Raw genomic sequence first — 13,876 nt, forward strand, 5'->3', positions numbered from 1 at the left:
GCGACAAGGGCACGCGGGTCGCATTCGACCTGTCGCCCGCCGGATCGACCTTCGTCAGCTTCCGCGAAGCGGCAGGCGCGGCAAAGCCGGTCAGCTGGGTGGCGAAGGACGGGAAGCGCTTTGCCGATGTGACGCTAGACACCCCCAACGTCGCCGCACCTTCCGACAGTTTCACCCTGTCGCTATGGGCCAAGCCCGACCTTGACCTGCGCCTGATGCCGCAGGAAAGCGTGAAGGGGCGCATCAACGAGACAGGGAAAAATTACCTGATCAACGCCCGGTCGGGCCGCGACATGCATGGCGACGGCAGCGCGGTGGCGGGGCTGGCCGTGGGACGCAATGGCGCTTTCGTGATCGAGCGCGGATCGCCGGACGATGTGCCCGCCGTGCTGGTATCGCACCAGCCGATCGCGGGGTGGAGCCATTTCGCGCTGGTCTATGACAAGGGGGTGCCGAGCCTCTATATCAACGGCAAGCTGGCGAAGACGGGCATGAAGAGCGGGCGCAAGGTTTTTGCGGGCGGCTCCGATCCCGCCGCGCCCAATGGCGCGACCTATTTCTTCGAAGGCAATTTCACGCCGCTGCGCACCGATGCGCGAGTGTTGAGCGCTGCCGACATCGCCAAGATCGCCGCTGCGGGTCCGCCGCGTCCCCAGGTCAACGCCAGCCCCGCAGACATCATGCGCGACGCCGACGGCGCGGTGCAGATGCGGCTGTGGGAAAGCGGGCGCTATACGACCAGCAACGGGCAGAGCGTGACGGCGACATTGCCCACGCCACAGGTCATCGACGGGCCGTGGACGGTGGCGTTGCAGGCGGGACGCGGCGCGCCTGCGTCCATCACCCTGCCCAGGCTGGATTCGCTCAGCCATCATGCCGATGCCGGCGTGCGACATTTTTCGGGCACCGCCACCTATGAACGGCAAATCGACGTGCCTGCCAGCGCGTTGAAGCAGGGGCTGCGCATCTGGCTGGACCTTGGCCGGGTGGAAGTGCTGTCGGGCGTGACGGTCAATGGCAAGGATCTGGGCGTGGTGTGGAAGGAACCCTATCGCGTCGACATTACCGATGTCGTCCATGCAGGCGCCAACACCGTATCGCTGGCCGTCACCAACCTGTGGGCCAATCGGATGATCGGCGACGCCGCGATGCCCGAAGAAGGGACTTTCGTCGACAATGCCGACTGGATGATCGGGGAAAAGCCCGGCCCGGACGGCAAGATGAAGCCGGTGATGGCGCGCAAGATTACCGCCCTGCCCGACTGGTACAGGAAGGGCGAGGCGAAACCCGCAGGCGGGCGCGTGACCTTTACGCCATGGACATTCTATCAGGCGGGCGAGCCGCTGCTGGATTCCGGGCTGCTGGGGCCGGTGCGGCTGGTCTATACCCGCGACATCACGCTGAAATGAAGAGGCGGACGACCGGGGCGTGCAATCCCCGGTCGTCCGGTTCGATGGAGGGGCACGGCGCAGCGTCGCTGGCGCATGATCCGAGTCCAGCAGATGATGCCATCTGCTTCGAAAATGCCCTAACTGCGCTTATTCTCCATCGAGGAGCAGAACCCAGTCATTGCCGGGGCGAGGCCTGCCCGGCGGGGTGAAGAGGCGGTCGCCGCTGTTGGGAAAGCGACCGATGGGTCGTTGCGCGCCGGTGCGCGGATCGAACCATGCGGCGCGGACCTGTTTCCCATCGATCCGGCCGAGGTGGATGCGGAAGGGACGACCGGTATAGCTGTAGGCCATAGCATAGGCGCGGCCTCTGGTGGCGATGACGCGTTCGTAACGCGCGCCGTTGCGACCCGCGATCAGGCTCTGATCGGGAACGCGTTCAAAGAAAGGACGCGACAGGATCAGGTCGCGCAGATGGTGCATCTGGGTCGCGCCTGCCGCGTCGAGCGCCTTGTCCCAGCGCAGATTGGCGGTGTAGGCGGGCTTGTCGCGACCCGGCACGAACATCTGCATTACGTCATTGTCGCCATATGTATGGCCAAAGGCACCGGCGAACACCGCCCACCAGGCATAGCGTCGCACATCGGCCGCCTGCCAGCGCGGCGCTTTGGCGTCATGCAGGCCGTGCGGAATATTTTCGTAACTGGGTTCGCCATCGATGCTGGGTTTGAGCGGCGTGCGGGCCAGATCTTCGGTGACGTAGCGCCAGTTATCCTCTGCGCGGGCGTCCTTTTCCTCCTGCGCGTAACTTTGGTGGCCGGACTGGAACATGTTGAAATCCAGCCATGGCGCACGGTGATAATCCCAGGAGGAATCGGTGCGGCCGAACGGGTGGAAAGTCATCAGCTGGGTCGGGGCGGCGGCCTTGATCGCGTTGCCCAGCGCATGCCATGTCGCGACATTCTGTTCGCCATGGGTGTCGCCACCGTTCAGCCAGATGATATTCGGCCGATCGCCATAGCGTTCGCCCAGAAACCGGCCATAGGCGGCGGCATCGGCGGGCGGCAATTTGCTGTTCACGACCACCGTGCCCCAGACCGGGACCAGCGCGACATAAAGGCCGTGAGCGGCCGCGCGGTCCACCACCCAGTCGAGATGGTCCCAATAATCATATTCGCCCGCCTTTGAAACATCCTTGCCCGGCGTCGTGCGGGGCCGGGCGGGATTGCCGTCGATGATCGCGGGCGCATCATAGCGGTTGGTCTGCTGTGCGGTGTGGAGGACCATCACCTGAATGACGGTGAAGCCCTGCTGCGCGCGCTTTGCGAAATAGCGTTCGGTTTCGTCGCGGTCGAGGCGGCCCAGCAGCAGCCAGCCGGTGTCGCCCAGCCAGAAAAAGGGGCGGTCGTCGGTCGTGGCGAGATAGCGGTGATTGTCGGCGACCTTCAGCGGCAATGGGACGGGCGCGGCATGCGCCGCATTTGCCAGCGCCAGCATTACCATGGCGACCCATCCCTTGCGTAGCATCGACCGACCTTTCAAAAGAAAAATGTCCCCGCGGTGTGCAGCCGCGGGGACAAGGGGAGGAAGGGTTCAGAAGGTGACGCGGACGCCGCCGAGTACCTGAATGTCGTCCTGTTCCAGATTGCCGACCAGTGTTTCGCGCCCATAATAGGTGTGCGTCTTGCTGCGGGTCAGGTTGCTGCCTTCCAGCGACAGGGTGACATTCTTCGTCACGTCGAGGTTGATCGACGCGTCCAGCCAGCCATAAGCCTTGCGATAGACAGGCAGGCCGGTGACGATGTTGTTGGTGAACAGGCCCGTCAGGAACTTGTCGCGCCAGTTATAGGCGAGACGCGCGGACAGCGGCCCCTTTTCATAGATGGCGCTGACGTTGAAGCTGTGCTTCGACAAGTCGGTCAGCGGCGTGCTGAGGCCAGCGATCGAGGTGCCGGTCGAGCTGTCCACGAAGGTATAGTTGGCCTGTACGCCAAAACCGCTGAGCAGGCCCGGCAGGAAGTCGAAGAAGGTCTGGCCGCCGACTTCGACACCCTTGATCTTGCCCTGATTGCTGTTGGTGGGCGCGGAAATGCTATATTCGATGCCATCGATATTGCGCAGGACCGTCCCGGTCAGGATGAAATTCTGCACATTGCGGTAGAAACCGGCCAGATAGACCGACCCCGTTGGCGAGAAATAATATTCGAGGCTGGCGTCGAGCTGGTCCGCCTTGAGCGGGCGCAGATCCGGGTTGCCCGACGACCCGGTATTCTGCGCCGGGACCAGCGTGAGCGTGGGCGCCAGCTGACCGAAGCCCGGACGGGTCAGCACCTGCGACGCGGACAGGCGCAGTTGCAGTTCGTCGCTCAGCTTGAAACGGATGTTCGCGCTGGGCAGGACGCTCAGATAGTTGCTGCTCATGTCGATCGGCGTCGGCACGGTCTGCCCCGCGTTGAGGCGATTGCCCGTCACGTTGAGGCCGGTGCGAATGACGCGAACGCCGAAATTGCCATCAACCGGTATGCTGCCCAGGTCGAAGCCATATTTCGCCATGGCATAGCCCGCAAAGGTGGTTTCATTGATGCTGTAGATGCCAGGCTGGCTGACCGAAACCGGCGTCGTGATGCCCAGTTGCTGACGGATGGCATTGAAATTGTCCATCGAACGCAGCGCGTCAGGATCGGCAACCAGAAAGTCCTGATTGATGTTGGTCGAACCGCTGAACATGCTGTTGAGCGGATTGGCCATGAACAGGTCCGCATAGGGAGCCGCGTTCAGGCGCGCGGCGGCGGTGCCGGGCGTCTGGAAGAAGCGGACGGGCGTGAAGTCCATGCCGCGCTTCGCCCAGCGGACGCCGAAGTTCAGCGACTTCAGGAACTGGCTTTCAACGTCAAAGGAGGAGTCGGCCTTGATCGCCCACATATCGCCCTTGAAGTAATTTTCGTTCCGGGTCATCGCGCCGATGGTGTAGCTGGCAATATTGTTGAGATCGATGCCGCTGAGCAGCATCGTCGGCACCGCGCCGGTCACATTCTGATCCGCGCGCGGGGCAACCCCGGCCAGATCGAGTTCGGAATAATAGAGCGTATTCTTCGACGTCGAATAGCTGGCGTCGACATTCAGGCGAACGCCGTCGGAATCATAGGTGACGCCGCCCGAATATTGGAAATTTTCGTCATAAGTGTCGCGCGCCACGCCAAAGGTGCTGAAGGCGACATTGTTGTACGACACCGACTGGATGTCGTTGGTGCCTTCGAACAGGGTCGCGCTGCCCGGTACGGCGGCACGGCCGTTGGTCGGGATGTTGAGGCCGAACTGCGTCTGGATCGAACTGAAGTCCTGATAGCTGACCTGGCCATAGACTTCCCATTCGGGCGACGGCTTCCACTGGACAATCCCGTCGATACCGATGCGACGGCGATTGCCCTTGATCGCGGGCTGATAGGAACCGTTGGGCGCACTGAGCGTGCGGCCGGCGATGATGTCGCTGCGGCCATTGGGCGCGCCGACGTTGATGATGTCGGTGGCGAAGGCGCGTTCCTGATAGGCGGCGCTGACGAGGATGCCGAATTCACCGGCGTCCGTGTCCCAGCTGTTGCTGACCAGCATGGAGGCCATCGGCTTTACGTCGTCGGCAAGATCGGAATAGCGGCCCCGCGCGCTGGCGCTGAAGGTGAAGCCTTTCTTGTCGAGCGGCTTGCGGGTGCGCAGGTCGATGACGCCGCCGATGCCGCCTTCGATCAGGTCGGCCGAAGGGGTCTTGTAGACGTCGATGCCCGACAGCAGTTCGGACGGCACGTCCTGAAGGTTGAAGGAGCGGCCACCACCGGCGGTGAAGACTTCGCGGCCGTTCATCGTGGTCAGCACCTGAGACAGGCCGCGAATGGCGACGCCGCCGCCTTCGCCGCGGTCACGGCTGACCTGGATGCCGGACACGCGCTGGAGCGCTTCGGCCACGTTGATGTCGGGCAGCTTGCCGATGTCTTCGGCCACGATCGAATCGACGATCTTGTCGGAGTTACGCTTGATATTCTGCGCCGACTGAAGGCTGGCGCGGATACCGGTGACGACGATGTCGGCGACTTCGCCATTGGCGGCATCCTGCGCATAGGCAGCGGTCGGCACGAAACCGATGACGCCGCATGCGGCAACGCCTGCAAGAATATGGTGAACGATACGCATATTTCCCCTCCTGGACTGACTTTATATGGGTATAGTTATATAATAATATTATATGCGTTCAAGCCATTTGTTGGAGTAATCCCGGCAGGCGGATTTTCTGGCGATTCAGCGTGATATTCGTACAACATAGGAGGTGGCGGCCGGGTCGCCGACCGGGATTTCCCAGCCATCCTCCATCATGCGCCCCTTGATCGCGGGGCCGATGGGTTTGCCCGCGCCATCCAGCGGAGTCGCCGTCACCGCCAGCGCCCCGTCCAGATCGCGCAGCATCAGCCAGCCCTTGACCGGTTCGATCCATGTCGGCGCCGTGCCCCAGACGTCGAGCATCGCATGGCGATCGTCCCAGACCTGACCGCTGTTGCCCGCCTTTGCCGTGGCGGTGAGCAGCAGATGATCGGATGTCCGCACCGGCTTTCCGTCGAGCGACGACAGGCTGATGGCCGCAAAGTCATTGGCGATGTCGGCGGACAAATGCGTGGTCGCGACCTTCGCCGCGCGCACGAAGCCGACCAGCGCCTGACTGCGGGCCGCATCGATGCTGATCGTGCCGCCCGACGCATCGGTCCGCCAGCGCAGTTCGCCCGTATCCGACAGGATCGGGTTGGCGGGCGGCAGCGGCGGCACGGCGATGGGCGCGCAGTCGAGGCAGGCAACCCGCGAACCATGGGTCAGCGGCAGCGCCTTTGGAAAGCCGGGGGTGAAATAGGGTTGTTCGACGCGCGGCATGCGGGCGGATTCGTCGATCTGATCGGTCGAATAGCTGCGCGTCACGACGGTCTTTGCCGGGGACACGTCACCGCGCAGGAAGAGCATGGCGCCCAGCGGAAGCTGCGCGATCTTCACCGGATCCTGCGTGATGTCGAAATGGTCGCCGATGACCGCCGTCGATTGCCCCGGCAGTTTGACCTCGAAAGTATAGAAGAAGATGCCGTCCCAATCCTGAAGGGCGGCATAGGCGGCCAGCGTCGGGATCATTTCCGCGCCATAGTCCGATGGATAGGGATGGTTCACCTCACTGACGGTGAAGGCCTTCCCCGACATGGCGGTGCGGGCGAGCTTGACCGGAATGGACAGGTCCGGCCGGTTTACCATGGGATCGCCGCGATGGCCGTAAATGGCCGGATGCTGCCAATAGACATGGCTGTCCATGACATCGAATTTGGCGGATGAGCGCATCATCGGCTGGCCCGCGATGAAATAGGTGTGGTCGGCGGTCGGCATGATGATCGATTTGACGCCGACCTCATCGCGCAGGAAACGGGCCATATCCTGTTGGAAATCGACCTCCACGCTGGTCAGAAATTCGATTTCGGCGCGGAAACGCGACTTTGGCGCATCGCGGAAATCGCCGCGACGCAGGAAAGGGATGGAGGCGCCCGGCCCTACCCCGGCCAGCCTTCGCAACTCTGCCAGTTCGGTGGCTTTGCGATTGCGCGCCAGCCATGCATTATAGCGGTCCGTCAGCAACCTTGCATAATGCGGCGTCAGGTCGAGCTGGAGATTTTCGCCGCCCGGCACACGCTCACCGCGCAGCCAGCCCCGCTGCCAGAATTCCAGCAGCGAGTTTTCATTGACGATTTCCACGATCGCGACCGCCGGATCGTCCGCATAACGCAGGCCGGTATAAGGGTTGCGCATGTCGAGCAGCATGCGCGCATAGTCCTTTTGACGCGCGATGAGTTCAGGGCCGAAATAGGTGACGCCCTTTGCCACACCGATCAGGTCATGATCGGGCACGCCATCCCCCGCGCGCCATGTCCGCCCGACATTGAGGTTGAAGTCGATATAGATGCCGCGCTGCTTGAACTGGGCGAAGAGATAATGGAGCCGGTCGACCTGATCGGGGTCGAAATGGCGACTGTCGTCGAAACGCGCGTCGATCAGCCCGGACGGGGTGTGGGTGATGGGCGGCTTCTGCCCGCCGCGCGCCACGGGAACGCCGTCGCCATCGATCACCCGCTGATCGGTGCGCATGTCCAGGAAATGAAGGCGCACGCAATTGACGCCGAGCCGGGCGAGGGATTCGGCATAGATTTCCGCTTCGCGATGCGGAGGCAGCAGCGCCGATCCCATTTCCCAGCCGGTGATGTTGACGCCCCAGCATCTGAAACGGCGACCGTCCGCAAAACGGAAATGGCCGTCCTTCACCGTCACGAAGCCATGGTTGCCCGCAGGCCCATCCAGCAGAAAACGCAGGTCGATCAGCCCGTTGGCACGGCCGGGATGGTCTATCGTATAGGGGACCGCACCGGGCGGCATGGTGTAGGATGGATCGGAAGCCGCCTTCACACCCGCGCTAAAGGAGAGCGAAGCGATCATCAGCGCAGCAAAATAATTGTTTTTCATGGTCCCCTCTTTTCTTTTCTTTGATTAATCATATGATATTACCTAGATGAAACGGGTCAAGATAGAGCGTGAAAGATGGACGACCGTCCCGATGCAGGGCGGCGGGGGTATTCAGGGGGTGCGATGAAGGGGGAGGAACCGGCGACATTGCTGGCCAGCCTGCGGGCCATCGTCGGCACGTCGCACGTCCTGACGCATGATCGACAGACGCGGCGGTTCCGCACCGGCTATCGGTTCGGATCGGGGCAGGTGGCGGCGGTGGTGCGCCCCGGCACGCTGGTCGAACAATGGCGCGCGCTGACGGCCTGTGTCGATGCAGGGGCCGCCATCATCATGCAGGCGGCCAATACCGGGCTGACCGGCGGATCGACGCCCCATGGCGAGACCTATGACCGGCCCGTCGTGATCATTAGCACGACGCGGATCAAGGCGATCCACCTGATCGACGGCGGGCGGCAGGTCATCTGCCTGCCCGGTGCGACATTGCATGCGCTGGAGCGGCGGTTGCGGCCATTGGGGCGCGAACCGCACAGCGTGATCGGATCATCCTGCCTAGGCGCCAGCGTGATGGGCGGCGTCTGCAACAATAGCGGCGGATCGCTGGTGCGGCGCGGCCCGGCCTATACCGAACTGGCGCTTTATGCCCGGCTGGACGGGAACGGGCGGCTGGCATTGGTCAACCATCTGGGCGTGGCGTTGGGCGACGATCCGGAAGATGTGCTGGATCGGCTGGACCGGGGCGCCTTTACCGACGCGGATGTGCTGCATGAACCGGAGCGCCATGCGTCCGACCCCGACTATGCCGCCCATGTGCGCGACATCGACGCCGATACCCCGGCGCGGTTCAATGCCGACCCCCGCAAATTGCACGAAGCATCGGGCAGCGCAGGTAAACTGGCGCTGTTCGCCGTCCGGCTTGACAGTTTTGCCAAGGAGGAAGGCACCGGCGTCTTCTATATCGGCACCAATGACGCCGATCTGCTGACGACGTTGCGCCGCGATATGCTGCGCGAATTTGCGGGCCTGCCGATCGCGGCGGAATATGTGCATCGCACCGCGTTCGACATCGCCGCCCGCTATGGCAAGGACACATTCCTGGCCATCCGCATGCTGGGGACCGACAGGCTGCCCGCCCTGTTCGCTTTCAAGGCACGGGTGGAAGGATGGCTGGACACCGTCGGCCTTGGCAAGCGCGGGCTGGTCGATCGCTGGCTGAACCGGATGGCGCAGCTGTTTCCGCAGCATCTGCCCGAACGGATGCGGCTGTGGCGCGACCGGTATGAACATCATCTGATGCTGCGCATGGCGGCGGAGGATCTGGCGGCCATGCGCGCCTATCTGCGCCGCGCCTTTGCCGACCGGGACGGCGACTATTTCGAATGTTCGCCAGACGAAGCCGACAAGGCGTTCCTGCACCGTTTCGCGGTTGCCGGAGCGGCGGTGCGTTATCGCGAAGTGCATCGCGACAGGGTGGAGGACATCGTGGCGCTGGACATCGCCCTGCCCCGCAATGCGCAGATATGGACCGAAACTCTGCCCCCGGATATGGAGGCGGCGACCATCGCCAAGCTATATTATGGCCATTTCTTCTGCCACGTATTCCATCAGGATTATGTCGTGCGCAAGGGAACCGACATCGACCGGTTCGATGCGCAGTTGCTGCGCGTTCTGAACGAACGGGGCGCGGAATATCCGGCCGAACATAATGTCGGGCACCTGTACCCCGCCAAACCGGCACTGGCGGAATTTTACCGCAATCTGGACCCGTCCAATCGCATGAACCCGGGCATCGGCCAGATGTCCATGCAATCCTATTATGATGATCAGCCGAAAGTTTGATGTGTACGATCTGGTTTCGGACGCACGAATAGCCTAACAGCGGTAATGATCGTGAGGGGGAATACGATCGGATAAGGGACAACTTTTGGCAAAACAGCAGACTTCCGGCTTCGAAGCCTATCTGAAACCGACGACTTCGACCCATAATCAGGTGGCGAAGGTATTGGGGGCGGAAATATTGGCGGGCACATACCCGCCGGGCAGCAAATTGCCGTCGGAACAGGAAATTATCGACCGGTTCGGCATTTCCCGCACGGTGTTGCGCGAAGTGTTCAAGACCCTGACCGCCAAGGGCATGATCGTGTCGAAGACAAGGGTCGGCACCAGCGTGCGCGACCAGCATTACTGGAATTTCTTCGACGCAGAGGTGCTGGCTTGGCGCGTGAGCCTGGGCATGGACAGCGAATTTCGCCGTGGCATCGCCGAAGCACGGGTCGCGGTGGAATCGCGCGCCGCCGAACTGGCCGCACATCGCGCCACGCCCGAAGACATCGCACTGTTGCGGGAGGCGGTTGCCGGCATGCGCAACGCCGTTGGATCACGCCAGAAATTCGCGGAAGCCGACCTTGCCTTTCATCAGGCGATCGGCGCGGCGTCGGGCAATTTCCTGTTGAACGCCTTTTCCACCGTGACCGAAGTCGCGCTGGTCGCATCCTTCCTGATGCTGCCGCTGGAGGAAGACGACATGCATGAGGAAACCGTGCTGCGCCATGAGCGTGTCGTTGACGCCATAGAAGCAGGCGCGGCCGAGGAAGCCGCGCGCCTGATGGGGGAAATCATCGATTTCGGCGCGATCAAGGTGTCGCGCAGCCTGTCGCGGACGCAGCAGGGATAATCGCGTCGGGTTTTACCGGAAGCAGGAAGGGAGCGCCGTTACCGCGGCGCTCCCTTGCCCTTACGCCTTCGTCAGGCGGACCGCGATCCACGGCTTGCCCGGCAGGGCCACGGTGGGCCGCGCGGGGTCGTGGAAATCATAGTCGCCGTGCCGCTGCATGCGGAACAGGCCGTCGACCGGCGTGACCGTCATGTTCCATGTGTCGATGATGTCGAGCCGGTAGGCGTTCATCGGCTGCCCCTTCTTGCCGGGCAGGATGACCGGCCATTCCGTCGGCTGATCCGACCCGAAATAATGGAGATAATATTCGAACGGCTTGCCCGCGATCGAATAATTCCACCATGTCTGGATCGGTTCGATGCCCGGTTGCGGCCCTTCCTCCATGATGCGGCGCAGGAAAGCGAGGCGCGGGGGACTGGTGCCGGTCAGCCTGCCGCCCTGCCCCAGCCAGGAATAATCGGCATTCTGATTGGGTTCATATGTTTCGCTATGGCCGACATAGGTGCCGCCCATCAGCCCCCACCAGAAACGTTCGACCAGCTGTTCGCCGGTCAGATTGCCCCAGCGCAGCTTCGAATTGCCTTCATAGCAGACCTCATCGAAGATGACGGGTTTCAGGCCAAAGCTGCGATGCAGTTCGGCGCGGACATCGTCCAGCACGGCGGCGCCATTCTGGATGCTGCTATGGGTGATCCACGGTTTGCGATTGTCATAATAGACGTTGATCTGATGGATCGAACGCAGCCGGTCATGCGGATCTTCGTGCTGGACCAGTTGCAGCAGATGATCCCAGTCATCCACCGTCTTGGTCTTCACATCATCATATTCGTTCGCCATCGACCACCAGAGGTTGCGATAGGCGCCGAAGCGGGCGACGACATAACGGACGTAACGCTCATCATCGGCGCGTTTCATGTCGTTATAGCCGCGCTTTTCATCATAGGGGTGATAGAGGATGACGTCCGCCTCTATGCCAAGATCGCCCAGTTTCTTGATGCGATCTTCGAACCGGCGGAAATAGGCAGGGTCGATGCGCGTGGCGTCCCAGTCCTTCAGGCCTGGTCCGGTCTTCACGAAAGGATTGGTCGCGACCGATTCCACATTGGGAAAGACCAGCATGCGCATCTTGTTGAAGGGTGACGCCTTCAGCGTCGCCAGCGTCTGCGCGCATTTTTCCTCGCTTTGCAGCGCCCAGCTGTAGCAGGTGGTGCCGATCTGACGATAGGGCGTGCCGTCGGCATAGGCGAAGTGATAGCCATCCTTCGTCACCCGAACCGGGCCATGATTGCCCTTTGACGGGGCGGTGCAGGTGAAACTGCCGCTCTTGCCGTTCAGCGCGGGCGCGTTGCTGTTGCTGCTCCAGGTCCAGCTGCCCGTGTCGGGCGGACTGAAGCGGACGCGATAGACGCCGTCGCCATCGTAAAATCCGGGCACGCGGGTGGTCCTGCCATTGCTGGCGAAGCTGGCCGACAGTTGCACGTCGTCGAAGGGATTGCCGTCCTTCGGGCCATCCAGCGCCAGTTCAAAAATGCCCCAGCGTTCAACTGGCGCGGCGGCAGCATTGCGGGCGCCGAGCGGCCCGGTCATGGCCACGGCCCCCATGGTCGCAGCCCTTGTCAGCATGGTCCGTCGCGAAACCGTCACCGTCATCTTCTCCCTTTATAATTTTCATCGGAATCGGCTGTGCCAGGGCTGGCATCATAAATCATGTTATTATATGATCAATGCCATGGGAGAATTTCAAGGCCAATAAAGCCTGATGCGGAGAGGAGATGACGTCCGTGACGACTGTCGCAATTGCCCATCCAGACGAACAACATCAGGATGATGCGTGGAAGAATAGCATATTGGCAGGTCTTGCCAACTATATTGATGCAGGATCCATTGTTGCAGGGTCGGCCGCGCTGGCGCTGTGGGTCGAAACCTATCGCCTGAGCAACGATCTGGTCGGGATGATCGGCGCCTTTGGTCCCAATGCCATTTCGGCGGGCGTCGGCGCCTTCATCGGCGGACGATTGTGCGACATGTTCGGGCGCAAGAAGATCTACCAATATGACATGCTGTTCTACGCATTTGGCATGTTGTGGCTGATATTCGCCATGAACGCATGGATGATCGTGCTGGGGTTTTTCCTCGTCGGGCTGGCGGTGGGGGCGGATATTCCCGCGTCCTGGTCGCTGATCGCGGAAATGGCGCCCAAGGGCGCGCGCGGCAAGCATAGCGGCGTGGCGCAGGTGCTCTGGTATCTGGGGCCGGTCGTCGTGTTGCTGATGTTCCTGGCATTGTCGCCGCTGGGATTGCTGGGCGCGCGGATCGTGTTCGCGCACCTCGCCATATTAGCAGTGGCGCTGACTTTCCTGCGGTCGAAAATGCAGGAATCGCAGCGCTGGCTGGACGCGCAGATGGTGAGCCAGCGCAAGGTCGGACTACGCGACCTGTTCAGCCGTCAGCATATCCGGTCGATGGCGTTTCTGGCCGGCATGTATGTGTTCTGGAACCTGTGGGCGGGGACCAACGGATTCTTCTTCCCCTATATCCTGCGCACGGTCGGCGACCAGAGTCAGGCCATGTCCGTCGCCATTCAGGCGGGCAGCTTCCTGATCGGCATGCTGTCCATCTGGCTGGTGTTCATGCGCTGGTCCGACCGGGTGAACCAGCGGATCATGTTCCTGATTTCCGCCATCATTCAGGTGATTGGCATGTCGTTGCTGGCGCTGTTCCCGCTGACGCTGACGGTGGCGATCGTGCATGTGGTGCTGATGGCGTTCGGTCAGGGGTTTGGCGCGCAATGTTTCTTTCAGCTGTGGAGTTCGGAAATGTTCCCGACCCTGCTGCGCAGCACCGCGCAGGGCGTGATGTTCGCCATCGTACGCATATTGCTGGGCATCTGGAGCTTCTTCGTGCCGGTGCTGACGGCGACGGGCTTTACCAATCTGGCCTGGATATTGACCGGGTTCCTGGTGGTGAGCGGCATCATCGGCTTCTGGGGCGCACCGCGTAACGAAGGCAAGTCGCTGGAGGAGCTGGAAGCGGGACTGAGCTGAGCCTCCGGCACTAAAGCATGATCCGGTCATACTGAATCGGATCATGCTCCGTCTCTCCTTTGTTCTCCGCATATTGCGGGCCTGCAGAGCTTTGAAAATGTTCTAGGCGGCGTGGACAAATTGGTTAGAAGCGAGCTTTCCAAGTGTCGTCTGGATACTTGATGATCTGCCGCCGCCATATCCAGATGGCGAAGGCAAACATCAGCACGCCGGAAGTGATGCCCGCAGCCCATCCCCTCTGA

General features: G+C 61.9%; 8 protein-coding genes. 4 read left to right on the forward strand and 4 right to left on the reverse strand.

Going from position 1 to position 13,876, the window contains the following annotated elements:
* On the forward strand, positions 1 to 1,409 hold a 1,409-nt coding region (locus tag ACOJSJ_RS18110), incomplete at its 5' end, for a glycosylhydrolase-like jelly roll fold domain-containing protein (protein ID WP_420146352.1).
* A gap of 129 nt (positions 1,410 to 1,538) precedes the next feature.
* Here the strand turns inward: ACOJSJ_RS18110 and ACOJSJ_RS18115 are convergent.
* The 3 genes from ACOJSJ_RS18115 to ACOJSJ_RS18125 form a co-directional block, all read right to left on the reverse strand.
* Entirely contained in the window at positions 1,539 to 2,915 is a 1,377-nt protein-coding gene (locus ACOJSJ_RS18115) for a glycoside hydrolase family 140 protein (RefSeq protein ID WP_420146353.1), read from the reverse strand.
* A gap of 66 nt (positions 2,916 to 2,981) precedes the next feature.
* Positions 2,982 to 5,570 (reverse strand): TonB-dependent receptor, encoded by a 2,589-nt coding sequence (locus ACOJSJ_RS18120; RefSeq protein WP_420146354.1) that lies wholly within the window; start codon positions 5,568 to 5,570, stop codon positions 2,982 to 2,984.
* A 105-nt stretch (positions 5,571 to 5,675) separates the two neighbouring features.
* Positions 5,676 to 7,916: a hypothetical protein gene (locus tag ACOJSJ_RS18125; protein WP_420146355.1), complete on the reverse strand. Its 2,241-nt coding sequence runs from the start codon at positions 7,914 to 7,916 to the stop codon at positions 5,676 to 5,678.
* A 123-nt stretch (positions 7,917 to 8,039) separates the two neighbouring features.
* Between ACOJSJ_RS18125 and dld the strand changes: the two genes are divergently transcribed.
* Positions 8,040 to 9,755 (forward strand): D-lactate dehydrogenase, encoded by a 1,716-nt coding sequence (gene dld / locus ACOJSJ_RS18130; RefSeq protein ID WP_420146359.1) that lies wholly within the window; start codon positions 8,040 to 8,042, stop codon positions 9,753 to 9,755.
* Positions 9,756 to 9,840: 85 nt separating this feature from the next.
* The gene (locus ACOJSJ_RS18135) at positions 9,841 to 10,590 is read left to right on the forward strand and encodes a FadR/GntR family transcriptional regulator (protein WP_420146356.1); all 750 of its coding nucleotides are present in this window, start codon (positions 9,841 to 9,843) and stop codon (positions 10,588 to 10,590) included.
* Positions 10,591 to 10,650: 60 nt separating this feature from the next.
* Here the strand turns inward: ACOJSJ_RS18135 and ACOJSJ_RS18140 are convergent, their stop codons facing one another.
* On the reverse strand, positions 10,651 to 12,177 hold the full coding sequence (locus ACOJSJ_RS18140) for a DUF5060 domain-containing protein (protein ID WP_420146357.1): 1,527 nt from the start codon (positions 12,175 to 12,177) through the stop codon (positions 10,651 to 10,653).
* A 194-nt stretch (positions 12,178 to 12,371) separates the two neighbouring features.
* Here ACOJSJ_RS18140 and ACOJSJ_RS18145 point away from each other — a divergent pair, with 194 nt between their 5' ends.
* Entirely contained in the window at positions 12,372 to 13,634 is a 1,263-nt protein-coding gene (locus ACOJSJ_RS18145) for an MFS transporter (protein ID WP_420146358.1), read from the forward strand.
* Positions 13,635 to 13,876 lie beyond the last annotated feature (242 nt).

It is taken from the genome of Sphingobium sp. (genome assembly GCF_048594625.1).
In the GTDB taxonomy this organism is placed as follows: domain Bacteria; phylum Pseudomonadota; class Alphaproteobacteria; order Sphingomonadales; family Sphingomonadaceae; genus Sphingobium.